This window comes from Fibrella aestuarina BUZ 2, from assembly GCF_000331105.1.
In the GTDB taxonomy this organism is placed as follows: Bacteria; Bacteroidota; Bacteroidia; order Cytophagales; family Spirosomataceae; genus Fibrella; species Fibrella aestuarina.
On record NC_020054.1, the window covers coordinates 178,168 to 202,098 of the forward strand.

General features: G+C 57.1%; 16 protein-coding genes. 3 read left to right on the top strand and 13 right to left on the bottom strand.

Annotated elements, in window-relative coordinates; genetic code table 11:
• Positions 1–11 precede the first annotated feature (11 nt).
• A complete protein-coding gene (locus FAES_RS00710; RefSeq protein WP_015329257.1) occupies positions 12–1,154 on the top strand; it encodes an epoxide hydrolase family protein in 1,143 nt (380 codons plus the stop codon).
• Between the two features lie 13 nt (positions 1,155–1,167).
• Here FAES_RS00710 and FAES_RS00715 read toward each other — a convergent pair whose 3' ends face one another.
• The 6 genes from FAES_RS00715 to FAES_RS00740 all read right to left on the bottom strand — a co-directional run bounded on the left by FAES_RS00715 (position 1,168) and on the right by FAES_RS00740 (position 13,563).
• A complete protein-coding gene (locus tag FAES_RS00715) occupies positions 1,168–1,668 on the bottom strand; it encodes a hypothetical protein (RefSeq protein WP_041258478.1) in 501 nt (166 codons plus the stop codon).
• Between the two features lie 211 nt (positions 1,669–1,879).
• Positions 1,880–3,313: a DUF3300 domain-containing protein gene (locus FAES_RS00720; RefSeq protein ID WP_015329259.1), complete on the bottom strand. Its 1,434-nt coding sequence runs from the start codon at positions 3,311–3,313 to the stop codon at positions 1,880–1,882.
• Positions 3,314–3,547: 234 nt separating this feature from the next.
• Entirely contained in the window at positions 3,548–6,895 is a 3,348-nt protein-coding gene (locus tag FAES_RS00725) for a VCBS repeat-containing protein (RefSeq protein WP_015329260.1), read from the bottom strand.
• Between the two features lie 134 nt (positions 6,896–7,029).
• Entirely contained in the window at positions 7,030–8,571 is a 1,542-nt protein-coding gene (locus FAES_RS00730) for a RagB/SusD family nutrient uptake outer membrane protein (RefSeq protein WP_015329261.1), read from the bottom strand.
• 26 nt (positions 8,572–8,597) lie between these two features.
• Positions 8,598–11,558: a SusC/RagA family TonB-linked outer membrane protein gene (locus FAES_RS00735; RefSeq protein ID WP_229364401.1), complete on the bottom strand. Its 2,961-nt coding sequence runs from the start codon at positions 11,556–11,558 to the stop codon at positions 8,598–8,600.
• A gap of 943 nt (positions 11,559–12,501) precedes the next feature.
• Positions 12,502–13,563 (bottom strand): cellulase family glycosylhydrolase, encoded by a 1,062-nt coding sequence (locus FAES_RS00740; protein ID WP_041257316.1) that lies wholly within the window; start codon positions 13,561–13,563, stop codon positions 12,502–12,504.
• A gap of 281 nt (positions 13,564–13,844) precedes the next feature.
• Between FAES_RS00740 and FAES_RS00745 the strand changes: the two genes are divergently transcribed.
• Positions 13,845–14,567: a hypothetical protein gene (locus tag FAES_RS00745; RefSeq protein ID WP_015329265.1), complete on the top strand. Its 723-nt coding sequence runs from the start codon at positions 13,845–13,847 to the stop codon at positions 14,565–14,567.
• 15 nt (positions 14,568–14,582) lie between these two features.
• Here FAES_RS00745 and FAES_RS00750 read toward each other — a convergent pair whose 3' ends face one another.
• The 3 genes from FAES_RS00750 to FAES_RS00760 form a co-directional block, all read right to left on the bottom strand.
• Positions 14,583–16,988 (bottom strand): ABC transporter permease, encoded by a 2,406-nt coding sequence (locus FAES_RS00750; protein ID WP_015329266.1) that lies wholly within the window; start codon positions 16,986–16,988, stop codon positions 14,583–14,585.
• A gap of 170 nt (positions 16,989–17,158) precedes the next feature.
• A complete protein-coding gene (locus FAES_RS00755) occupies positions 17,159–17,674 on the bottom strand; it encodes an SRPBCC family protein (protein WP_015329267.1) in 516 nt (171 codons plus the stop codon).
• The gene (locus FAES_RS00760) at positions 17,671–17,991 is read right to left on the bottom strand and encodes an ArsR/SmtB family transcription factor (RefSeq protein WP_015329268.1); all 321 of its coding nucleotides are present in this window, start codon (positions 17,989–17,991) and stop codon (positions 17,671–17,673) included. The genes FAES_RS00755 and FAES_RS00760 overlap by 4 nt, the downstream gene beginning before the upstream one ends.
• 229 nt (positions 17,992–18,220) lie before the next feature.
• On the opposite strand from FAES_RS00760, the gene FAES_RS00765 reads away from it, so the two are divergent.
• Positions 18,221–19,333 carry a Gfo/Idh/MocA family protein gene (locus FAES_RS00765; protein ID WP_015329269.1) on the top strand — a complete coding sequence of 371 codons (1,113 nt, stop codon included), beginning with the start codon at positions 18,221–18,223 and terminating at the stop codon, positions 19,331–19,333.
• A 392-nt stretch (positions 19,334–19,725) separates the two neighbouring features.
• Here the strand turns inward: FAES_RS00765 and FAES_RS00770 are convergent, their stop codons facing one another.
• The 4 genes from FAES_RS00770 to FAES_RS00785 all read right to left on the bottom strand — a co-directional run bounded on the left by FAES_RS00770 (position 19,726) and on the right by FAES_RS00785 (position 23,876).
• Positions 19,726–20,058 (bottom strand): hypothetical protein, encoded by a 333-nt coding sequence (locus FAES_RS00770; protein ID WP_041257318.1) that lies wholly within the window; start codon positions 20,056–20,058, stop codon positions 19,726–19,728.
• Between the two features lies 1 nt (position 20,059).
• Entirely contained in the window at positions 20,060–20,770 is a 711-nt protein-coding gene (locus tag FAES_RS00775) for a toll/interleukin-1 receptor domain-containing protein (RefSeq protein ID WP_041257320.1), read from the bottom strand.
• A 496-nt stretch (positions 20,771–21,266) separates the two neighbouring features.
• Positions 21,267–21,776, bottom strand: a complete 510-nt coding sequence (locus tag FAES_RS00780; protein WP_041257321.1) for a hypothetical protein — start codon at positions 21,774–21,776, stop codon at positions 21,267–21,269.
• A gap of 444 nt (positions 21,777–22,220) precedes the next feature.
• Positions 22,221–23,876, bottom strand: coding sequence for a serine hydrolase domain-containing protein (locus FAES_RS00785; RefSeq protein ID WP_015329270.1), 1,656 nt, complete (start codon positions 23,874–23,876; stop codon positions 22,221–22,223).
• Positions 23,877–23,931 lie beyond the last annotated feature (55 nt).

The window sequence follows — 23,931 nt, forward strand, 5'->3', positions numbered from 1 at the left end:
CAACCGATCGTATGAACCCTTTTCAGATTAGTATTCCGCAGGCGGTGCTCGACGACCTGCAAATGCGGCTGGCCCAAACGCGCTGGTCGAGCGAAGTGGCCGGTATGGACTGGCAGCTGGGCACGCCGCGCTCGTACCTGCAACCGCTGATTCAGTACTGGCAGTACGACTTCGACTGGCGCAAGCAGGAGGCTTTCCTCAACCAGTTTGCCCAGTTCAAAACCGAGCTGAACGGCTATGGACTCCATTACATCCATGAACGCGGCAAGGGCGATAATCCCATGCCGCTGCTGCTCAGCCACGGCTGGCCCGATTCGTTTTATCGGTTCCACAAACTGATTCCGCTGCTGACCGACCCTGCGGCCCACGGTGGCCGGGCCGAAGATGCTTTCGACGTGATTATTCCCAGCCTGCCGGGCTTTGGCTTTTCGGATAGACTGACGCAGCAAACCGGGGGTTACAACGCGTGGACGGCCAACCAACTGCACACGCTCATGACCAACACGCTGGGTTACACGCGCTACGGTGCCCACGGCGGCGATGTGGGTAGCGGCCTGACGGAGGCGCTGGCGATGCAGCACGCCGATTCGCTGACCGGCATTCACCTCTGTGACGTGCCCTACTGGCGGCTGTTTGCAACCAGCCCCAATGGGCTATCGGAAGCCGAGCAACAGTACCTTCAGGAAGGGCAGCAGTGGCAGCTGACGGAAGGGGCTTATGCTGTAATGCAGGGCACCAAACCGCAAACGCTTGCCTATGGCCTAAACGACTCCCCGGTGGGCCTGGCGGCCTGGATCACGGAGAAATTCTATGCCTGGAGCGACTGCAATGGCGCGCTGAAAAGCCGGTTCACAACCGACGAGCTGCTGACGAACATCACGATGTACTGGGCGACCCAAACGATTCGGTCGTCGTTTGCCCCGTTCTGGGATGAACCCGATCAGCCCTGGGGCGATGACGTCCCTCGTATCGACGTACCCACGGGCATCGCCCTTTTTCCGAAAGACATTCTACCGGCGCCGCGCGCACTGGCCGAGCGGTTCTATACCCTGCACCGCTGGACCGAGCTACCCAGGGGCGGTCATTTTGCGGCGCTCGAAGAACCCGACCTGCTCGCTCAGGAGCTGCGCGACTTCTTCCGGCCGCTCCGCTAAGTAGGCCGTTGGCTTACTTGATCACCACCACGTTGGGCTCGTCGGGTTTGACGGTGAAGGTGGACTGAACCTGAAGAACGCGGTTCTGCCTGTAGACCAGCCGGTAGGTGCCGGGCTGAAGCGTCAGCGCCATCGGGAACGTAGCTGCGCGTTCCTTGCGGCTGTCGGCTTCATGCAACAGCGTGTAGCCGGTGCCGTAAATCTCCAGCCGCATCTGCTCGTTACAGCGTTCGCAACGGATCGTCACCGATTCGCCCTCGGGGCGCGGCGGTGTAGCGGCCCCACGAACGCCCAGCGAATCGAGGACGCGGTCTTTCAGGGCTTCGCGCTGCCGCTCATTAAGCCCCGCTACCCCAAACCGCTGATTATAGCTGATCAGGCGCCCGTCCTGCGTGCCTTCCACGTCGATCGACATGTACTTCGTATCATCGTCGATCTGGATGCTCAGGTTATTTTTTTGGGCCTGCGCCAGCGTACACAGGCTGAGTAGCAGGCAGGTCAGTATCGTTTTCATAGACGGGATCAGCCGGTTCATGAAGGCAGTTTTGCCTACCCACCCAAACAGCATGCTACGCGAACAACTCACTGACTGTCAACTATATTCTCAGAGATAATTGTCCGAATCTGGACAGCGTTTGAACGGAGCCGGACAGGTACGTACCTATGAATAACCCCCACAAACGTCGCCGCTGTGGGGGTTATTCATAGGTACGTCAGGCGATCAGTTACCGACGGCCGCCCCGGCCACCGCCGAAGCCACCACCGCCATACGAGCGCCCGCCACCGAAGCTGCCGCCATTGCTAAAACCGCCACCGAATGAACGACCGGCGCCGAAATTACCGCGACCGCTGCTGTAGTTGCCGCCGCCGTAATTTGGTGTACGGCTTGGGGGGGCGTAGGTACGTCCGCCGGGAGCACTCACGCCGGGTACGTTGCCCGGTGAATACGACCGGCCGTAGGTACGTCCCGCATAGCCATAGCCGTTGGCATAGCGGCCACCAGCCACGCCGCCCACCGGCCCGAATGTGCGCCGGGCCGCGCCGAGGAAGCTCGGATTATAGGGCGACCAGATGCGATTGGGCCGGTACACGCGGGCGTAGAAGCCATTGAAGCGGTTGTAGAGATGCGGGTAATAGCCGCGGTAGCCGTAGTTGAAGAACCAGTTGGAGAAGCCAAATGAGGGCAGTCCAAACACGACCATACCGCCGCCGGGACCATAGTAGAAGCCCGTATTGAGCCACCAGGCCGACGGATACCACATGGCCGCCCCGTACCAGCGTGGATAGCCGAACCAGTAGGGATAAGGGTTCTGGTAATAGTACGGTGAGTTGACGGGCCAGGCCGGGTTCGGGTTGATCTGCCCGTTGTAGCCATTGGCCTGGGCGTAGGCCTGTCCGGCCTGTTGCAGCTCCTGCCGGGCCTGCGGGTCCTGGTTCAACTCCTGCTGATACGAGGCCAGATCCTGATCGCTCTGCGCCGTGAGGCTGTCGTGCAGGGTAGCCAGCCGCTGCGTCATCCCCGCCGGGTCGGCCTGATAATCATGGCCCAGTTGAGCGGTTTGGTCGGGCTGCTGGGTCAGGGTCGTCAGCACGTCGGGCAGGGCAATCAGCTTACGGAAGGCAGCCTGCGTGGGGCTATCGAGCGGGTCAATGAGGTTGTCGAACGCCTGGTCGGCTTGCTGGTTGAGGTAATCGACCTGCACCAGATCGTCGTGGTGATGGCGATACAAGCGCCAAGCCGTCTCCTGCAAATCGGTCGGCAGCGCTTTCGTCAGCCCATCGACCGTTGGACGGTCAGTGCCTCGGGGCAGCATCGCCAGGCTGTGGAGCACGTCGGGGAAGCGGGCTATGTCGTAAAACCAACCCTGTTTCGTCTGTCCGTAGGAGCTGATGAGGTCAGTAAAAGCCCGCTCACTGTTGGCCTGTTGTTGGGCCAGTTGGTCCAGCACCTGTGGCTGCTGGCTCGCCAGCAACACCGCCTGCCGCACGTCGTCGCGGTAGCCCGCCACCGCCGAGAGCAGCGGCTTGTCGGCAGTAGCCGTAGCGGCCGGGCGGTTGTCGTCAACGATTTGGGCGAACGTTGGTTGCCAGTGCGCTACCAGGAGCCCCAGTCCCAGCCACAACGCGTTGGCCGGGAGGAAATGTTTAAGCGCGTTCATGATGAATAGCCTGATTTAACGTGATCGTGGGTTGGCCCGATTTAGCTCGGCACGGCACCCTGATCGGGCGTTTGTACCGGTGGGACGGGCGACCAATTAGATAACAAAAACAGGCGTCCTCTTCGTATATAAACCGGTTAATCGTCCGTTAAAAATGCGGCGTTTATGGGGCATACTTAATCCCGTAAGTCACTTAGGCTAAGCACGTAAGTCATCCTACAACAAGTTGAGGCGTCAGCGTACGCAGCGGTTGATGCGCAGGCCGCTGTTGTTGACGGCGGTGATCAGGTACGTTGCCTGCCCGCGGCCCTTGAGCAACGCCGACGATCGGGCATCACCGCGAATGACCAGCCCGCTCGCCAGCGGATTAACGGGGGTAAACCGGCCTCGCCCATCGCCCAGCAGCACCAGCCCGACCGAGGCATCTTCGCGACCCATATTCACTTCGTTCGGGTAAAAATTACCCGTCAGCACGGCATCCAGCTTGCCGTCGTGGTTGACATCGTGGGCGACAATGCCGAACACGGGCGACAGTTGCGCGGGGCGGGGCAGCGCATGCACCACAAACTGACCGTTGCCCCGATTTTCGACGTAAGCGCTTTGCAGGTACGTTGCCTGCGCTTCGTAGGCGTCCTTGCGCTCATCAGCGGTCAGCAGATCATCGAAGGTAACGGCGGCGTAATCGGCAAACCGCTGGTACTTGCGCCGAAACTGAATCACCTGCTGATTGAGCGCCTCGCGCGGCGGGGCCGGGTAACACGTTCCGTTGATGAAATAGCCCATCAGCGGGTCGACGGTGCCGTCGTTGTTTATGTCTTTAGCCACGATTTTGACGGGTTCGGTCGGGGTGGCCTGGTAAAGAGTGTTTAGGCCTTCGTTGCCCGCGATGTAATCCAGATCGCCATCGTTGTCGAAATCACCCTGCGCCAGGCTATTCCACCAGCCCGACGAGTTGGCCAACCGCTGCGGGGGCGATCGGAACGCGCCTTTGTCATTTCGGATAAATGTCAGCGGCATCCATTCGCCCGCCAACATCAGATCGGGCCAGCCGTCGCGGTCGTAGTCAGACCAGAGCGCGGCGCAAACCATGCCCGCCGACATGAGTGCCGGTGCCAGTTGTGGCGTCACGTCGGTAAAGCGACCGGCGTCGTTTCGAAGCAGGTAACTCCGGGCGGGTAACGGGTATTGGCCGGGTACCTGCCGCCCACCCACCAGCAGATCCAGATCGCCGTCGCGGTCAAAGTCAGCCGCGACTACGCACCCGCCACTCCCCGACACGTCGGGTAATGTACCGGCCGGAGCCGCGCTGAATGTGCCCTTGCCGTTGTTCAGGAACAGATCATCCTGGTAAAACGCCTTGTCGGTGGCCGGACGTTCGCTCCCGCCATGTACGACGTACAAATCCTGGTCGCCATCGGCATCGGCATCGAAGAAGAGCGCGCCCGTGGCTTCGCCGTTGGGTTGGTCTGGAAACGGTTGTTTCAGCAGCGCGCCGTTGGGTTGTTGCACCAGCAATTGGGCCGGGCTGCCCCGGTAGGCGTTCCCCACGAAACAATCGGATAGCCCATCGCCGTTGACGTCGCCCACGGCCAGTGCAAAGCCCGACCGCGACAGCATTTTATGCATGGCGGCGGTTTGTTTGAAATCGACAAAGTCGGATTCCTGATGCCGGAAGGCCGGGCCCTGCGCCGTGGTTATGTCGGCGAATAAGAGACCTGGGCTGGGTACGTTGGTGGCCTGCGCTGACGGGTTAGCCTGCGCATAGTTTAGCGTCAGTACCTGATCACCAGGTACTTTCCGGCGCGTTTCAGTGCGGCCGCCCGGCCACTCAATGCGCAACGAATCGACACGCTGCTGCTTACCCAGCCCCACATGCAGCGTGGGTTCAACCGACGACAGATAGCCCCGCACGGTCGTCAGTTCGCTGTATTGCAGCTGCCCACCCGCCCAGAGCGTGAGCTTCGCGCCGATACCCTGCCGGTTGGTGGAATCGCCCCGGAGCCGGACGGTCAGGTAGTGGGTATCGGGCGCTTGTTCGCGGGTTCGGTTCCGGTAGATGAGCGCTTCGGCATCGACGTTGTTGACGACCAGATCCAGATCGCCGTCGTTATCGAAATCGGCGTAGGCCGCGCCGTTGGCAAACGATTCGGTGTTGAGCCCCCACGCCTTCGACACATCGGCAAACGACCCGCCGCCGGTGTTGCGGAAGGCGTAGTGCGCCAGCGGAATTTCGGGGACTTTTTCCAGGAGCGCGAGCCGTTTCTGGGTGTTGTATTCGGTGGTACCGAAGCCCGAAAAGTCCTCGCTGAAATTGATAAAATCGCGGTCGGTGACGTTTTTGCGGTAGCCGTTGGTGATGTACATATCCCGCCAGCCGTCGTTGTCGAAGTCGGCCAGCAGCGTGGCCCAGCTCCAGTCGGTCTGGGCGACACCGGCCATCAGCCCCACTTCACTAAACAGCGGTACGTTGCCCTGGTTGCCCAGATTCAGTTGCAGCGAGTTGCGCATGTACTGCATCTGATGCCCGTATTGAGCCGACACGCTCATTTCCTTGCGGTCGTAATCCTGCCCGGCGAGCATCATCTTAAGGCGGGCGTTCTCTTTCGGCAGCATGTCGAGCTGCATCAGATCAGGCCGGGCGTCGTTGTTCAGATCGGCAGCATCCACGCCCATGCCGTAGAGGCTGGTGTGCGCCGTGGCCTCCTTGATGACGTTAATAAACTGGCCGTTGCCCTTGTTGAGGTACAGGATATCGCTGCTGGTGAAGTCGTTGGAGCAATAGATGTCCGGGTAGCCATCTTTGTTCAGGTCACTCACAATGACCCCCAGGCCCAGCCCGTCGTAGGTAATGTCCGCCTCGCGGGATACGTCGACGAACACGGGGTGCCCGGCGGGACCGGGGCCATTGTTGCGGTAGAGTTTGCCCGTGCTGGGGTGCGAGCCGTTGGGCACAACCGGGCGAAGGTACGCCGGATTTTGCCCGTCGGGGGCGGTGTTGAGCAGAAAGGCGTCGAGGTCGCCGTCGAGATCGTAGTCGAAAAAAGTGGATTGGGTCGTAAAAGCCGGATCGGCGAGGCCGTAGTCGCGGGCCATTTCGCGGAAAAACGGGGTACCATTGCGGAGGCCCTGATTCACAAACAGCAGGTTCTCGCTCTGTTTTAGCGCCCCATGCGCCGCCACCGATACGTAGATATCGAGCCAGCCATCCTGGTTGATGTCGGTTAGAGTGACGCCCGAACACCAACGGTTGGTGGTCAGGCCCGCCGACTCGGTGATGTCGTCGAACGAGAAGCCGTCGTCGGTCTTACCCTTATTCAGGTACAGCCGGCAGCTGACCTGGTTGCCGGTGAAGAAGACATCGGTGAAGCCGTCGTTGTCCAGATCACCGACGCCCACACCGCCGCCATTGTAAAAATTGGTGAACGTAAAGCCGTTGAGCTGCTCGCTGGGCGTCAGGCGGTTGGCGAAGGTTACGTGCGTTTGGGCACTCGTCAGCTGCTCAAACCGGGTAGGCGCGGTTCGCTGGCAGGTCATTAGCAGCAGACTCAGTAAGCCAATCCAGCCTGTTTGTACCCGGTTCATGTACTCAATTGGTTACTGCTGCGCGTCATTAGGCTGCGCCGTCATTGGTTGTCTTCTCTACAGCAAATAACGCCGAAAGCGAATGACAACCAATGACGACGCAGCCTAATGACGCGCAGCAAATGACCACCCTATTAATACCCCGGATTCTGCCCTTTCGAACCTACGTTGGGGTTGTTGTCGATCTCCTGCTGCGGAATCGGGAGCAGCTCCGTTTTGCCTTTCTGGAAGTACGACAGCGGCTCAGTGGTGAGCTTGCCCAGTTTCCGCCAGCGCAGGATGTCGCGGTTCCGAATTTCTTCGCCGCTCAGCTCGACCCGGCGCTCGTGCACGATGGCTTTGAAGACCTGATCTTTGTTCGAGACGGGGTAATTGGCCGTGGGGTAAGCCGGCATGGCTACCGACGGACGGGCGCGCACCTGGTTCAGGTACGTTACCGCGCTGGCCAGGTTACCCAGTTCGTTTTCACACTCAGCCATGGCCAGCAACGTTTCGGCGTACCGCATCATCCGCTGGTTGATACCGCCCGTCAGGAACGAGTTGTTGGTTTTGTACATGAGGCTGAACTTGCGCCAGCTCACTTTCTGCGTCACGCCATCAACGACCGAGCTGTTGCCGTTCTGGGCGGCGTCGGTCAGCACGTCTTTGTCGCCGTTGAATTTATCGCCCGTGGTGTAGAACGACTTGGCATAGCGGGGATCGATTTTCGCGTCGCCTTTGCTGGGGCGCTCAAACTCGTTAAGCAGGCTGTTCGACGGAATGATGTTGCGCCAGCCAACGGCCGAGTACTCCTGCGTCCGTACGGTTTCTTCGCCAGCCGTGGCGCCATCAGCGTCGCCATTCCAGTTGAACGACCCACCCGATGGCAGGAAGTTCACCTCCCAGATCGACTCTTTGTTGAACTCCGTTTCTTCAATGAAATTATCGGAGTACTCGCTCACCAGGCTGTACTGACCCGAGCTGATCACTTTCTGCAACTCGGTTTTCGCGTTGGTGTAATCGCCCTGTTGCATGTACACGCGGGCTAGCAGCATCTGCGCAGCACCTTTAGTCACCCGGCCCAGGTTGGCCGCATCGTAGGTGGCGGGCAGGGCATCCTGCGCCGCTTTCAGATCGGCAATGATAAAGGCATACACGTCGGCCTCAGAGGCGCGCGGCTGTGAACCGGCGATCGTGGTCACGTAGTTTTTGTAGAGCGGCACGCCACCCCACATGCTCACCAGGTCGAAATACGCCCACGACCGCAGGAATTGCGCTTCCCCGACGGCCTGTTTAGACACCGCTGGCGTAAGGGTAGTCGCCACCGCCGCTTTGTCGATGACCACGTTGGCCCGGTGAATGACGCGGTAATCCCCCGTCCATACAGAACTCATCACCGAGTTGCCGGTATCGTAGGCACCCGTCAGCAGCTGGTTGCGGGGCGTTTCAAGCTGCCCCCCCCCGGCGGCTACATCGTCGGAGCGCAGGTCGTGTATAAAAAACCACTCGCGGGCCACCAGGTTGGTCGATTGCAGCGCGGCGTAGATGCCATTTACAGCGCTCCGAATCTGCCCGTCTGTTTTGAAATAGCTATCGGTCGTTACGGCATTCGGGTTCAGCTGATCCAGCGATTTCTCGTTGCAGCCAACGGCGAGGCTCAGCAGCAACGCGCCGGTAAGAATAGGATATCGTTTCATGAGATGTTCGGTTTGGACGTGATCCGTTAGAAAGTGATCTGAAGACCCGCCAGGATGGTACGTGCCTGCGGGTAGTTCGAGTAATCGATGCCGTTGCGCAGCAGCGTGCCGTTACGCGACGCGATTTCGGGGTCGTAACCCGTGTATTTGGTGATGGTCAGCAGGTTCTGGCTCGACACATACACCCGCACCCGGTTCACGACGTTGTTGGTGAGCCCGCCGAGGGTCTTACCCGGAATCGAGTAGCCGATCGTCAGGTTTTTCACCCGCATGTAGGAGCCGTCTTCGATGAAGCGGTCCGACGTCCGGCTGTTGTTATTGGGGTCACCACTGATGGCGCGGGGTACGTCGGTGTTGGTGTTCGTGGGGGTCCAGGCGTTCAGCACGGCCGGGCCGGCGTTGAACAGCCGCAACATCCCCTGCGTCACGACCTTCGTGCCGTTGTAGATTTTGTTACCCTGAACACCCTGCAGATACAGCGTGAAATCGAAGTTCTTGAACGTACCTGAGAAATTGGCGCCGTAGTTGAAATTGGGCAGGTAGCTCCCCAGGTACGTCCGGTCGGCGTCGGTGATTTTACCATCGCCGTTGAGGTCTTTAAACCGGATGTCGCCCGGAGCGGCTTTGTCCTGATACAGCGTTTTGTCGTCGCCATCCTTGGCATTAGCGGCGTTGATTTCGGCCTGGCTCTGGAAGATGCCGTCGACCTGCCAGCCGTAGAACGACTGAACGGGCTGACCTACTTCGGTTTTGGTGATCTCGAAGCCACCGTAGTCGGCATTAAGCCCGGCAAAGATCGACGCCGTTGGCGTAGCGAGGCTCAGCACCCGGTTACGCGTAATACCGATGTTGGCCGAGGCGTTCAACCGGAAATCACCCCGGGCGTAGTTGTAACCCGCCTGGAACTCGTACCCCCAGTTTTTCATGCTGCCGATGTTGGCCACGGGGGGGTTGCTGTAGCCGATCGAGTTCGGGATGGGGACGCCCAGAATGAGGCCGTCGGTAAACCGGTTATAGACTTCGCCCGAGAAGGTGATCTTGTTGTTGAACAAGCCCACATCTACCCCTACGTTGACCATGTCGGTAGTTTCCCACTGCAATTCGGTGTTACCCAGCGCGTTGAAATACGAACCCAGGCTGTTAGCAGCACCAAACGGATAGGCCGTGGCGTCGGCCTGCACCAGCGACTGCCAGGCGTAGTTGCCAATGCCGTTGAAGCCGGTTTTACCGTAGCTGGCGCGTAGTTTCAGTTCCGAGAACTGCGGCATGGCTTTCATGAACGCCTCCTGGTTGATGCGCCAGCCCACCGACGCCGAGGGGAAGTTACCCCACTTCTTACCCGGCGCAAACAGCGAAGAACCATCGCGGCGAATCGACGCGCTGACCAGGTACTTGCCATCAAACTCGTAGTTAACCCGACCAACGTACGAAATCAGGTTGGTTTCGCTCCGGTTGCTGGTTACCGACGGGTTGCTCACGCCCTGAATCACGTCCAGGTCATTGTTTGGCCGGATACCCGAGCCGTTCAGGCCGCTGAACTTGATGTTCTGCTGTTCAGCAACGGCCAGCACGTTGATGGCGTGTTTACCGAAGGTTTTGTCGAAGGTCAGCTGGTTGGTCAGCACCTGCGAGATGTTCGTCGTGCGGTTATCCTGCACGGTGGCCGAGGTACGTCCGCCGTAGCCATCATTATAGATAGGCAGGAACGTGCTGTTTACGCCGTAGCCCAGGTCAGCCCCGTAGTTGAAGCGGTAGCGGAGGTAGTTCGTAAACCGAACGTCGGCATAGAACGTCGCAAACAGTTTCAGGAAGCGGTTGCGGGTAATGTCGAGGGCGGGGTAGCGCAGCGGGTTCTCGGGGTCAGAGCCATCCAGGGCCGTCGGGGCGCTATAGCCACCCACTTTGGTCGGGTCCATGGTAGGCCAGTAGGGCATCATCCGCAGGGCATGCATCATCTGCGAGCGGTCGCCGCCCTGCTCGGGGCGCTGGCTGCTGTAGGCGCCCGTCAGCGTCTGGCCTATGCTCAGGAACTTGGCGATCTGGTGGTCTGAGTTCAGGCGCAGCGAACCCCGCTCGTAGCTCGTTCCCTGCATGATCCCCTGCTGGTTGAAGTAGTTACCCGACGCAAAGAAGCGCGATACCGCGTTGCCACCCGACAGCGAAATCTGCTGCTGCTGAATGGGGGCGTTGCGGAATAGCTCATCCTGCCAGTTGGTTTCCGTCTGGGCGAAGGTCTGCGTAGCGCCGGCGTAGATCGGCGTGTTCAGGTTGCTCAGGCGACCGGGCAGCGGGATACCGGCGTTCGAGGTCAGCGCCGTCGCGTAGCGGACGTACTCGTCGCGGTTCAGGACGGGGATTTTACGCCAGGCGCTCTGCGTGCCCACGTACGAGTCGATCGAGATACGGACCCGGTTGTCGCGGTTGCCTTTTTTAGTCGTAATCAGCACGACCCCGTTGGCGGCCCGTGACCCATAAATGGCCGCTGAGCTGGCATCTTTCAGGACCTCCAGCGATTCAATGTCGTTGTTGTTGAAGCTCGTCAGGTCGCCCGTTGGTACGCCATCGATTACGTAGAGCGGCCCCGACGCGTAGTTGATCGAGCCAATACCCCGAATCTGCACGGTAGGTGCCGAACCGGGGCCGCCGTTGTTGACGACCGATACGCCCGGTACCCGTCCCTGGAGAGCCTGCGCCACGCTGGGCACGGGCAGCGCCGTCAGCTCTTTGGGGGTTACCGTTGATACGGCTCCCGTCAGCGACGAGCGTTTCTGGGTGCCGTAGCCCACCACGACGACTTCATCAAGCGCGCTGGCATCGGCTTCCAGCGACAGGTTGATGACGGCCCGGGGTCCTACGGTAACTTCCTGCCGCTTGTAACCAATATAACTGAAAATCAGCACCGAATTGGCGTTGGGCACCTCGATCCGATACGCACCGTTGGCATCGCTGGTTGTGCCCCGCGCCGTGCCTTTAATCTGAATGTTCACACCGACCAGAGGGCTCCCCTTTTCATCGAGGACAGTACCTGATACCGGTTGGTCTTTGGGGGCCTTGGCCCATGCCGACGTGACCAACACGCTGAGCAACAGAGAACAGTAAAGTCCCAATCGCAGCCATTTCGCGACCGAACCATGAGTTGGTAATTGATTTAACATAGTATTCTGGATTTATTGGTTAAAGGGAGTACTGATAGGCAAACGACTTGTATAGGTATTGATTAGGCAAGGGCGGAATAGCCGGGTACTGCACTGACTTGAGCTATAGGATAGGTTGGTTTCTTTGTCAATTCACGTCTATGCAAGGGGGCTGGTTAAGCCCTACTCAGCCTGGTCCGGAAAGTACGGTAGCCGCCTGAGCAGTTCTACGAATCAGGCTTACAAACCCGCCCAACTACCCCTCTACTTAGGATACAAACTTTACTTTACTGAGTGCAAAACTACAGGTTGTTTACAAAATTGCAATCGGTTGCACAATTTATATTAAAAGACAGATTATTTTAGCTTAAATAAAGAGTTTTTTTACCAGATGGCAGGGGGATTGGCCGCGGTCGTCCGTGGCCATATTGGCAAATCTGTCGGCGCTATTCCGCCAGCACGTTGATATTGTGTCCTTTATAGCGTCCTGTACGGCCTCCCACCCACGGCTTGGTAAATCGGTTACACAAGCCGCCGACCAACCCGCCTTTAGCCATTACCCCTAAATTACCGGTCTGGCGGCCTTCCCAGCATCGCTGAACAGCCTGTTAGGGAAAACGTATAAGTAGGTTTTCTCGTCCATTCGGCGGGTCAACGGATTACCACGAACGCAAAAAGAGCCATTACCAGCCCACCGAAGCGGTTTTGGTAATGGCTCTTTTCGTCGAAGACGGGCAGCGGCTGTTGCCGTCGACCTACTCGATCAAGCGGCACCGGTCGCGGTCAGGATTGATCTCTACTGTTTACCCGTCAGGGATTTGATCAGGTTGACCTCGTCGTCGCTGAACGGCTTGCCGTCTTTGCGGAAGATATCGTGAAACCAGAGTTCGGGCTCCCGGCCATTGGCGATGGGGGTATCCCAGGCAAAAATGGTGTTGGTCTTGCCCGACACGAAGCCCCAGTTGATGGCACCAATGTTTTCGGCCTTCAGCGTCGGCATCACCGTCTGAAACAGGCTACCGTTGCGGCGGGCCATGTATTCGGTGCAGATCAGAGGCCGGTTCTGCTTCCGAAGCTCCTTGATGCGGTCCCGGTGGTAGTTGATGTATTGGTACTGGTGGTAGGTCACCACGTCGGAGTTGTCGAGTTGAAACTTGTTCAGCTCATCGAATTGGGGACCCCAGTTCCAAAGCCCCGCGCTGACCGGCTGCGAGGGGTTTACCTGCCGCGCCCAACTGAACACGGCTTTCAGCAGGGGCAGGCTTTTGTTGGTATAGCCGCTGTTGCCCGGCTCATTGTAGAGATCCCATAGCAGAATGCGGTCGTCGTTTTTGAACGTCGTCATTACGTCTTTCACGTAGCGCTCCAGGACGGGCAGGCTATCGGGCCGGTTCAGGATCATGGTGCCGGGGTCACGTACCCAGCCGCTGTTGTGCACGCCGGGTTTGGGATCGGGCTGCTTGCCGGGGTGGTACTCGTCGTTCCAGCAGTCGTCGAAAAACACCAGGATCGTTTTAATGCCGTGTTTATTGGCGATCTGGAGGTACTGGTCGAGCCGTTTTTTGAACCCGTCGCGGTCCGACGTCCACAGAATGTGGTGCAGGTAGACGCGCATGGCGTTCATGCCCAGCCCTTCGGCCCAACCCAATTCGCGGTCGATGGTTTGCGGGTCGAACGTGGCCGCCTGAAACATCTCCAACTGATTGATGGCCGTGCTGGGCTGGAAGTTGCTGCCCCGCAGCCAGCCCTGTTTCTGATACCAGGCGTTGGCCTTATCGGCCGTCCAGATGGTGTTTTGCGCCTGTACGCCCGATACAGCGAGCAGCAGGAAAAGTGATACGCTAAGCAGTTTTTTCATGGAAAACGGAGTTGTGGTCGTTGGCGTCGCCTTCATGGGCAGCGGCATTGGCCCGCCTGTACCGGAAACAGGCGACAACCGGCAAAGCCAACTGCCTATGCGTGACTACCCATGCTAAAGGGCCTCGGGCAAGTGAATATCCCCGGCGGCCGACCGGATATTAATTACCCGGATAGGGCGGGCAACGCTGCTTCATCGGTCGCTTTTTCCGGTTGGCGGGAGACAGACCGGGGCGGCCGCCCGCCGGGGCGCACCTTTAGGCTAGCTAATTAATCGCTCCCATGCGCTCATCGCTCTATTGCCTGCTGCTAACCGGCCTCATGGCCTGTACCACCTCCGCCCCCAACGCTATCACCCCGGGTTCGGGCGTAGATGTCGACCCACTCCCGCCCGCTTCGTCGGCTCCCGGCTTCGGCAATTCCAAAGCGCGGCCGCTCGGCACGCCGTTTGCCTTTCCGGCCGGCATCACCCTCGTCCAGAAGCCCCGCAACGACAGCGATTGCTGGTATGAGGCCCGGCAGGCGAAACGGATCAAAGGGGCGGGGAATGCCGTTGCGTTCTGTGTCTCCTTCAGCAACAGCACCAATGCGCCCATCCGGGTCGAGTTGCCGCCGGGGCTGATCTGGGTGGCCGAAACGAGTGCGCTCTTTCAGGATATTTCGCAGAACGGTATCCTCGTCAAGACCGTGACGATACTGGTGCCCGCGCATGCTGTCGAGACCGCCTGGCTGGTGGCTTATTGCATCAACTACGATCGGGACGGCACCCGGCCCGGCGACACCTTCGAGGCTCAGCCGATTCTGAGCAACCACCCCGGTATCAGCGCACTGGCGAAACAACTGGCGACCAAGAAGATCAACGAGGAAGAGTACGCCAGCGAACCAACCGCGGCCGAACGGCAGCAGTTAGCGTTCATCGGGGTCGCGGTTGTCGATGTGCAGACCTACGGCACCGTGCAGCCCAGCACGCAGGCTTACCTCAACCAGTTACCCAACGCCAGGTAACGTACCCAGCCGCGCTTACTCGCTGCGCAAACTCGCCACGGGATTCATGCGGGCGGCCCGGATGGTCTGGTAACTGATCGTGAGCAGCGCAACGCTCACCGCCAACGTACCGGCCGCCGCCACGACCCACCAGTGGAGGTCGGTGCGGTAGGCAAAGCCGGCCAGCCACTGCTGCATGGCCCACCACGCCAGCGGCGACGCCAGCGCGATGGCCACCAGCACCAGCCGCAGCACCTCCGTCGACAGCAGCGCAACGAGGCTCGGCACCGACGCACCCAGCACCTTCCTGACACCGATTTCTTTGGTGCGTCGCGTTACCGACAACGCCACCAGCCCGTAGAGCCCCAGGCCGCAGATCACCATGATCAGCCCGGCAAACAGGTTGACGAGCCGCGCCAGCGTGGTTTCGGTTTCGTAGAAACGCGCCAGCTGATCGTCGAGGAAGCTGTACGTAAATACGTCCGTTGGGTAAAGGCGCTGGAATACGGCCCGGATATGAGCGAGCGTTTGCTCCGACGAGGCCCCCGCCATGCGGATGCCCGCCTGCCGGTACATGGCCGGAAACGACGCGATGAAACAGGGCTCGATGGGTTCGTGCAATGATTTCAGGTGGAAGTCTTTGACCACACCCACGATGGGCAGCGGCACCGCCGACAGGTAGTATTGCATGCGTTGCCCCAGAATGGCCTCGGGTTTCTGGTAGCCGAGCTTGCGCATCAGCGTTTCGTTGATGACGTACTCGCGGATGGAATCGCTAGCGACTAGGTTGCGGCCCGCCACCAGCTGCATGGCATAGGTGTTCAGGTAATCGGCGTCGGCGAGGCGTTCCCGCACGGGAAAACTCGTCCAGTCGGGATCCGAGCCGAATTTGAAGGAGCCGCCGTTCATCTCGCTCGCCGAGGGCGGTCGGTATTGCAGCGTCACCGACCGGATGGCGGGGTATTGGCTCAGTTCGTTTTTGAGCGTCGTCCACGCGTTTTTCCCGTCGGTGGGCAGATTCACGATCAGCACATTATTCTGCCGGAAGCCCAGATCGGTCTGTTGGGTGAACCGCACCTGCTTTACCACCACCAGCGCGCCCACCAGCAGCGCCTGGCAGATCACAAACTGGAGCACGATTAGCCCCTGCCGCAGCGAGTAGCCCCCCACCGCCGACGCCGGTACGTTGCCGCGCAGGCTCGCCTGTGGGCTGAACCGCGCCAGCACAACCGCCGGATACCCGCCCGCCAGCAGCACGACGCCCAGCGGCAGCAGCCCGATGAAGAGCAGCGTGGGTACGTTGGGCCGCAGGGCCAGCGGCGCGTGCACCCAATTGCGGAAGAGCGGCAGGGTAACCGTTGTGAGCAGTAGCGCCAGCAGCAGAGCGATGCCAACGATCAAACTTGTTTCGAGCAGAAACTGACCCGCCAACTGCCCCCGCGAACTACCCATCGTTTTGCGGACGCCCACTTCTTTGCTGCGCCGAAACGCCTGCGCCGTCGCCAGGTTGATAAAGTTGATGCAGGCCGTCAGCACCAGAAACAGGCCGATCAACCCCACCGCCCCCAGCAGCGACCGCCGAATGACGCCCCCCGATCGACGAACGTCGAAATGCATGTCGGCCAGGGGTTGGGTGTGAAACTGGTAGACGTGCGCCAGCTCGCCGTAGTGCGTTTTCGACAGGGCAGGCAGTGAAGCCTCAAGTTGCCCGATGGCGGTAGGCGGCGCATTGGGTTTGAGCGTGAAATAGAGCCGGTTGGTGCTGTTGAGTTGGCCCCACTCGGTGACGTCATACGTCGGGTCGAGCTGCCGGATCGTGGGCATCGAGATAAACAGGCCGATGCGGGTATCAGTGGGGTTGGTGGGGTCAGCTACGACGCCCGTGACGGTGGCCTTGACGCGGTGATCCAGCTCGATGACCTGCCCCAGCGGGTTGGCCGGTCCAAAATAGCGCTGCGCCCACGACTCGGTGAGCACGACGCTACCGGGCGCGCGCAGGGCTGTTTTGGGGTTACCGCTCAGCCAGTGGTAATCCAATATATCGAACAGCTCGCCTTCGACCAGCGCCGTGTTGTCCTGCTCGAGAAACCGCGCCGACGCACCCCCGTTCGGCGCGGTCAGGTTGACCGTGAGCGAGCGGTTCATGCGCACAAACGCGGCCTGCTCCACCTGTGGGTAGGCCGTGCGCAGCACCTGCGCCATCGGCAGCGGCGCTTCGGGGTAATACTCGACAACGCCATTGTCGAGGTGCAGGTCGGTGGTGATCCGGTAAATCCGGTCGAAGCGGGCGTGGTGGCGGTCGGTGCTGAGGTGGTGTTGCAGGAACAGGAAAATCAGCAGGCCGCCCGCCATGCCGATGGTGAGCCCGACGATGTTAAGCGCGGTATAGCCGCGTTGCGCCCGTAGCTGCCGCCCGGCGATGTGAAGGTAATGCTGTAGCATGTTGGCAACGTACCTGATGGAGCGACCAAGGTACGTACCCACCTGCTAAGCAGCCTGTTAAGAGTTGTTAAGGTACGTTGGCGGATGGCTGACGCTTGTTGCTGACGCCTACCCCTTCGACTAGGCGCCAGCAATGCACAAGTACCAGCAATACCCTAACTCAAACAAAATCAGGAGGCTTTAGTCGGCTGTTTAGACAAGTCGGCCAGTAGTTGTTCCAGGTTATCGATCGACATCTTGAAGCCGATTTCGAAGCCCATCTCAATCATTTGCTCCATGCGGGTCAGTGATTCGTTTTTGATAACGATCCGCACGGTGGTGATGCCGTTTTGCTCGCTGAACGTCGTATCCCATTCCGAACCGGGCAGTTCGGGATTTTCGTGTTCGTCGGCAAACGTATTGTACATCTTGTAATTGGTCTTCGGACTGATCGACGTGTATTCCTGAATCGACCAGCGCGCCTGTCCTTCGGGGCTCACCATCGCGTAGAACCGGCGGCCACCGACCTTAAAATCCATGTACTTGGTCCTGGATGACCAGGGCCTGGGCGCAACCCACTGATCCAGTAGTTCGGGTTTGGTAAACGCATCCCAAACCAGCGGCAGTTCGGCCGCAAATTCCCGGTTGATGACTACCGTTTTCTGTGATTTGTCGACGGTAAAGTCGAAGCGCAAGTTGTTGTTCATTGGTTCTGTTGTTTAATCATGGATAATACCTCGTCAAGTTGATTGAACCGGGTTTCCCAAATGGTTCGGTATTGGGCCAGCCAGTTGTCTACTTCTTTCAGTTTGTCGATCTCCAGCGAGTAATAAATCTCCCGGCCCTGCGGGGCTTGCTTGACCAGTTCGCATTCCGTGAGAATGCGCAGGTGTTTCGACACGGCCTGCCGGGTTGTGTTGAAGTGGTCGGCAATGGCGTTCGGGGTCATGGCCTGTAAGGCGATCAGGGCGATAATGGCCCGCCTCGTCGGGTCGGCGATGGCCTGAAAAATGTCTCTTCGCATCGATGGGGTGCGCGATTAATGAAACCGTTCGGTTGCAAATGTACGCGCAACCATTCGGTTTCACAAGTGATTCTTCGTTTTTCTCAGGAAAAAAATCAGCCCTAGGGTAACTGTGGCGCCTGGCCCTGGTAACCCGATTGCCATTCACCGTCCCTAATCGCCTTTGAGCCCTTTATCGGTTGGACGAAGCGATGGGGTGGCGCTATTTGTCCCCCTCAACCAGGGCACTATGGCTACCTACTCCCGACGTTCATTCATCAACAACCTCGGCCTGGGCATTGGCGCCTCGACGCTCGCCCCCACCCTCGTGGCTGCTACCTTCGACAAACCCGAACCCGCCCGGAAACTGAACATCGCGATCTGCGGCCTGGGCCGGTACGCCAACGTGCTGAAAAGCGGACTGGCCGACTCGCGCTATTGTCGGCTCAACGGCGTGATCACGGGTACACCGGCCAAAGCGGCGCAGTGGAAAGCCGAGTTTGGCCTGCCCGACAAGAACATTTATTCGTATGACCAGTTGGACCAGCTGGCCAACAACCCGGACATCGATCTGGTCTACATCACCCTGCCCAACGGCCTGCACAAGGACTACACGCTGCGGGTGGCGAAGGCGGGCAAACATGTGATTGTCGAGAAGCCGATGGCCCTTACCGAACGCGACTGCCGGGAAATGATCGACGCCTGCCAGCGGGCGGGTGTGCAACTGGCGGTTGGCTACCGGCTGCACTACGAGCCGCACCACATCGAACTCAAGCGGCTGGGGCAGGAAAAGGTCTTCGGTCAGGTACGTTGGATCGAAGCGTCGTTGGGCTACCGGCTCGCGGGCATCGCCGCCGCCGATTGGCATCTGAGCAAAGTGCTGGCAGGTGGCGGCCCGCTGATGAACCTGGGCGTCTATTGCGTGCAGGCTGGCCGGTACGTGCTGGGCGAGGAACCTATTGCGGTAACGGCGCAGTATGGCCCGGTGACGATGCCCGACCGGTTCAAGGAAGTGGAGGAGAACATCATGTGGCAACTGTACTTCCCGAGTGGGGCCATCTGCACCTCGGCCACCACCGCCAACAGCAACATCGACCGCTTCTTCGCCTCGGCCGACGAGGGTACGTTTGAGCTGAGCCCGGCCCTGAGTTACGGCCCCTTTGCGGGAAAAACGAGCCGGGGCGTGTTCAATTTCCCGGTCATCAACCAGCAAGCCGCCCAACTCGACGACATCGCCAGCCATATCCTGAGCAACAAACCGCTGCCATCGCACATTTCGGGCGACGAAGGCCGCAAAGACATGCGCGTCATCGAAGGCATTTATCGAGCCGCCAACACCGGCAAGAAAGTGCTCCTCGGCTAGTTTGGTACGTCCTGCTGGCGGTAGTTGGGAACCTTATTCGTTAGCGAATCACGACTTATTCAGCAATGCAGGTACGTATTGTATTGAATGATTGGAGGTATCACTGCTTCTCCTTTTACTTGGTAGTATCCTGTCTGTCTATTGAGATTGTGAATTCTGGTGTGTAACTAACACAACGACCTAGAGGATTGATTATCCCGCGAGATCGCTGAAAGGGCAAACGGCTTGTCTGCATTTACACCCCCCGCCTATTGGGTTACGAAGCATGATGTTGCGCTCTGCATCCTGTCATCCGTAAGCCGACTTGCGCGGAGCGTTGACAACACACTAATCGCTAAGACCGAGCGCGAAGCTAGACCCTCTTTTTTGGCTAATCCTGTCAACATCGACAGTTATTCATCTTCAGTAGTTACGGGCTCAAGTTTTGTGACAGAATCCGGGTTTAAAACTATTTTCCAAACCGAAATTATCAATCCTAGTATATCAACAAACAATGCTGCTCCTGCTGAAGTTACTACCGATATTGGAAATTTATCATTATTCATAAGAATATACGTAGATACGATTAAAACCGTCGCAAGAAGTATTACGGAGAAAAAACCCATAACCAGCTTAAGCACGAACCACTGGTTATCTTGTTTTTTTCTTTGATCAAAAGTTTCCTTCTCCTGCCGAATTCTTTCGGAAGCCCTCTCTATTTCGATTGGTGTCAAGATCTTCGCCATCTTATTTCTTCCTAAATTGAATAAGAATTAAGCTAATAATGACTCCAATGAAAGCTCCTAACACTAAAGCAATAATAGTAGTGCTACTAATACTGAGTTCGGGACCAAATTTTATTACGTTTCTCCCTGAAATAAAAAATGAAAAAACAGATATAAGAAACGCTAATATTGTAGTTAAAAAAGTGGTTATAACTAAACCTTGTTTATGGTTGCGTTGTTTTTCATATTCGTATTTTTCATATTCAAGTAATTCATCTCTAGAAAGGACAATCTCGGATTCTAAGTATAATTTTCTATCACTAATCTCGGAAATTTTTCTTATCTGTAATGTTTTTAGCAGCTTCTCCAAACGTATGTCTATATCTTTTTCATCGGATAAATCAAGAAACTGGTATTGATTGATAAACGGGGGTATTACCGAACCCTTATCTTTTATAATTGGAATAATTTTCTTATGGTTATCTCTTCTGATTTCACTGATTATTAACCCCACTTCTGTAGAAAACCACTGTCTCTCACCGCTATTTTTCGAGAGTATTATCAATATTAAATCGGCTTTTTCAATAGCACCTGCAATTGCAACTACAATATTATCACCCGGCAAGATCTCATTCTCTATATCCAAAATCTCTAAGTCGGATTGATTTAAAAAATATTTTATTTTATCGACAAATTCTTTGTCTTCATAACTATATGTTATCCAAATTTTCATAATATCCTATTTGTAAGTAGTGCGCAAGTATATTAGGCTGTTGCGAAGATCAGCAAAAATTCAGAATATTGGTCATTCTGAATCCTAACAATTTTACGTAACCAAAAAGCTTGTAATGTTAGCGAGAAGTCTCATAATTCACTCAAGCTTATCTATAAAGTTTTCTGCCTTATAGTACATAGCCCGCTCATCGAAAATTTGGTAACCTGTCTCAGGCGCTTATACTATTAATCGACAACCTGCCCGCCGAAAAGACCACGTATCGAACCATGAGGCCTGCCGACAAGATGATGGTACTCACTTTATTTCTGTTCTATATACGTAGCGATTCTAAGTGTTGATGGCACTACGAGCCACTTGAGACAACGCACGAATCTGCTACCTTTACACACTCAGCAGATTGGATTGCAATCTCTCCTTCGGGGACGAGCATCCTGTCAACGGGAAGTTACCCCACGCAAAGCAAATCTGTTCTAGGTGGATCTTTACTGTATTATTAGAAAGTTTTAGTGCATTTGGGGCAGTAACCACATTGAACGCCATTCATACAGCTTATTGCTTTCAATTTACTCCTCTTGATACTTTCTCTTATACTCTTGCCAGATACCTTAATGAGAGGTAACAAAATTTCGAAATCGGGTTCAACCCGATGCATTATCTGTGTCACCGCATCATAGTCAATACCTATGTCGTCAGCATTGAAACACATTACAATGCCTTTCATGCCATAGCTCACAGCGATAATGCTTGCTTGAAGTGCCATCTCCGTGTCATATAGCGCATGAATTTGGTTTGTCTCTCCATCCCTACCGCTACCTGGTCCATCTGGGGTAGCGATAACTGAAATGTATCGATTTAGAATGTTTGCGTTTGTCAAAGCAACGTCATACTGCTCTTTATTTCGACTCTTAAAGTGAATCAGGTGTTTTGCAGTTGGTTCACTTTCAACAAAATAAGTTGAATCAATGCCGCCAGAGTATAACACTAAGTGTCTGCTGTAGTCCATGGAAAAGGTTATCTTTAGAGAATTTAAATTAGAAGATTTGTTAGGTTTTGGCAAAATCAACCTAACAACAGTGTTTAACTTACTGACTACCACTTAAAATCGGAAGCCTAAAAAATTTACCCAGCTAGGGCGTTTCTTGTGTCGGCCGCAACCTGCCCAACGAGCCAAACTACTTATCATGTCGAGCCAGCCTTGCGATCTGTCGCCAAGGCGCTGGTATACGAACACTTTATAAACTCGCACCCAACAGGTATATATACCCATAATTTAGAAGTTACAAACTGCTATATATCAGTTGCTTGTAGCTCGGCATTATGTTCATTATTTTACGATTACACTAGTACTTCTACAAGTATCGCTTTTTAAACAAAGACAACAAAAACCACCCAACTGAATTGACTAAACGGCTACTCAATAAGTAACACATTGTCACAACTGTCAGCTTCATGGCAGCAAAGCAGGGAGAATGTATTGCTCCATCATTTGATCAACTTGGGGGTGGGCATAGGCGGTGCCATAGGCCGTGGCGGTTACGACGATGACCCACAGCTGGTCCTTGAACACGAAGATTTTGTTGCCGCCGTTGCCCGTGGCGTAGTAGGTCTCGTAGGCCTTGCCGTTCACCCGGTACGTCTTGTTCCAGAACAGGTAGCCGTAGTACTCATTCGGTCGGCCCGGAATGGCTTTATGGCGGGTGAAGGTCTCACGTACCCAGCTAGCCGGTAGGAGTTGTCGGCCCTGCCAGCGGCCGTCATTTTTATAGAGCTGCCCGTATTTGGCCAAATCCAGCGCGTTCATACGCACGCCCCCCGCCATACTCACCGTCTGTTGGGGCGTATACGGCCACCGGTACCGCCGGATACCCAGCGGGCCAAGCAGTTGCCCGTCGGCGTAGCGTTCCAGTCCGCCCGGCACGACCTTGTGCAGCACGTCGCCCAGCAGCACCACGCCCGCCGTGAAGTAATGCCACGTACCCTTGTATTTCGCCGTGTCGAGCGGGAGGTTCAGCGTGAAGTCGACCCAGTTGGGCGTGGGGTACATGTTCTCTTCGTTGCCGGGCGAGTCGCTGTCGTCGTCGTTGCCGTCGAAGGCCGAGCTCATCGTCAGCAGGTCGCGCAGGGTGGTTCGGGCTTTCGCGGGTACGTTGTTCGCCACCGTGCGCAGGTCGTAGAAGTCGGACAGCGGCTGGGCTTCGCTCGTCAGGTGCCCGTCCCGGATGGCCATACCCGTCAGCGTCGAGGCGAATGATTTGCCCACCGAACGCACGTCGTGCAGCGAATCGCGGGTGGCGCCATTGCCGTATTCCTCGATCAGCAGCTTGCCGTTTTTCAACACCACCACGCTCGTAATGTGCTTAAACACCGCCGCGTCGATCATCCCGTTCAGCGCCTTGATCTTGTCCCGGTCAAATTGCTCGGTCGATACCGGTAGCCCCGGATAGGGGCTGGGTACGTTGAGCCGGATGGTGCTCAGGTCGATCACCGGCCTGCGATTGACAAGCAGCTTTAGTTCGCCGCTTGCCAGCAGCACGCCCACCGTTGGGTTGGTCAGGCCGAGGTACGGGCGGATGTCGAGCCGGAACCGGTGCGGCCCCTCGGTCAGGGCGCTATCGCCGCCGTTGTTCATGAACCGGTTCCAGGCCGATTGGCTCCACCACGCGCCCTCTTTCTGGTTGTCGATCAGCGGTTTATGGATGATCGTCTCCGTGTTTTTGATCTGCGGATAGGGCGCGCCGGGATGCAGGTCGCTCTGGTACACCAGCCGGTCGTCGACAAAGAACGTAAACTGATAGCCGCCCGTTTTCGTGAGCATGTCGGCGGGCAACTCGGGCGCGAGCTGATGCAGGTAGTTCGTGAGCGAATTGCCCATGAACGCCGTCATGAACAGGTTGCTGCGGTTGGTGAGCGTATACGTACCCAGAAACGCCGTATCGGTCAGCTCGGCCGCGGGGATGGCCCGGTCCGTAAAGCGGATGCGCCCCACATTGGCCCCGTGCAGCGCCGAGGTGATGCCCTGCGTCGGCACCAGATCGGGCGTTTGAGCAAGCAGGGTGGTGGTAACGAAAAGAAGGATAGACAGGAGTGAGCCGGGTACGTTCATGGGATAGCCATTCAGGTGAGCCGAAAGCTACGCGTACCCGCCCAGCGCCGGACCG

Coding starts and splice junctions, on each gene's coding strand:
- FAES_RS00710 (WP_015329257.1), top strand. CDS start 12: ATGAACCCTTTTCAGATTAGTATTCCGCAGGCGGTGCTCGACGACCTG.
- FAES_RS00715 (WP_041258478.1), bottom strand. CDS start 1,668: ATGAAAACGATACTGACCTGCCTGCTACTCAGCCTGTGTACGCTGGCG.
- FAES_RS00720 (WP_015329259.1), bottom strand. CDS start 3,313: ATGAACGCGCTTAAACATTTCCTCCCGGCCAACGCGTTGTGGCTGGGA.
- FAES_RS00725 (WP_015329260.1), bottom strand. CDS start 6,895: ATGAACCGGGTACAAACAGGCTGGATTGGCTTACTGAGTCTGCTGCTA.
- FAES_RS00730 (WP_015329261.1), bottom strand. CDS start 8,571: ATGAAACGATATCCTATTCTTACCGGCGCGTTGCTGCTGAGCCTCGCC.
- FAES_RS00740 (WP_041257316.1), bottom strand. CDS start 13,563: ATGAAAAAACTGCTTAGCGTATCACTTTTCCTGCTGCTCGCTGTATCG.
- FAES_RS00745 (WP_015329265.1), top strand. CDS start 13,845: ATGCGCTCATCGCTCTATTGCCTGCTGCTAACCGGCCTCATGGCCTGT.
- FAES_RS00750 (WP_015329266.1), bottom strand. CDS start 16,988: ATGCTACAGCATTACCTTCACATCGCCGGGCGGCAGCTACGGGCGCAA.
- FAES_RS00755 (WP_015329267.1), bottom strand. CDS start 17,674: ATGAACAACAACTTGCGCTTCGACTTTACCGTCGACAAATCACAGAAA.
- FAES_RS00760 (WP_015329268.1), bottom strand. CDS start 17,991: ATGCGAAGAGACATTTTTCAGGCCATCGCCGACCCGACGAGGCGGGCC.
- FAES_RS00765 (WP_015329269.1), top strand. CDS start 18,221: ATGGCTACCTACTCCCGACGTTCATTCATCAACAACCTCGGCCTGGGC.
- FAES_RS00770 (WP_041257318.1), bottom strand. CDS start 20,058: ATGGCGAAGATCTTGACACCAATCGAAATAGAGAGGGCTTCCGAAAGA.
- FAES_RS00775 (WP_041257320.1), bottom strand. CDS start 20,770: ATGAAAATTTGGATAACATATAGTTATGAAGACAAAGAATTTGTCGAT.
- FAES_RS00780 (WP_041257321.1), bottom strand. CDS start 21,776: ATGGACTACAGCAGACACTTAGTGTTATACTCTGGCGGCATTGATTCA.
- FAES_RS00785 (WP_015329270.1), bottom strand. CDS start 23,876: ATGAACGTACCCGGCTCACTCCTGTCTATCCTTCTTTTCGTTACCACC.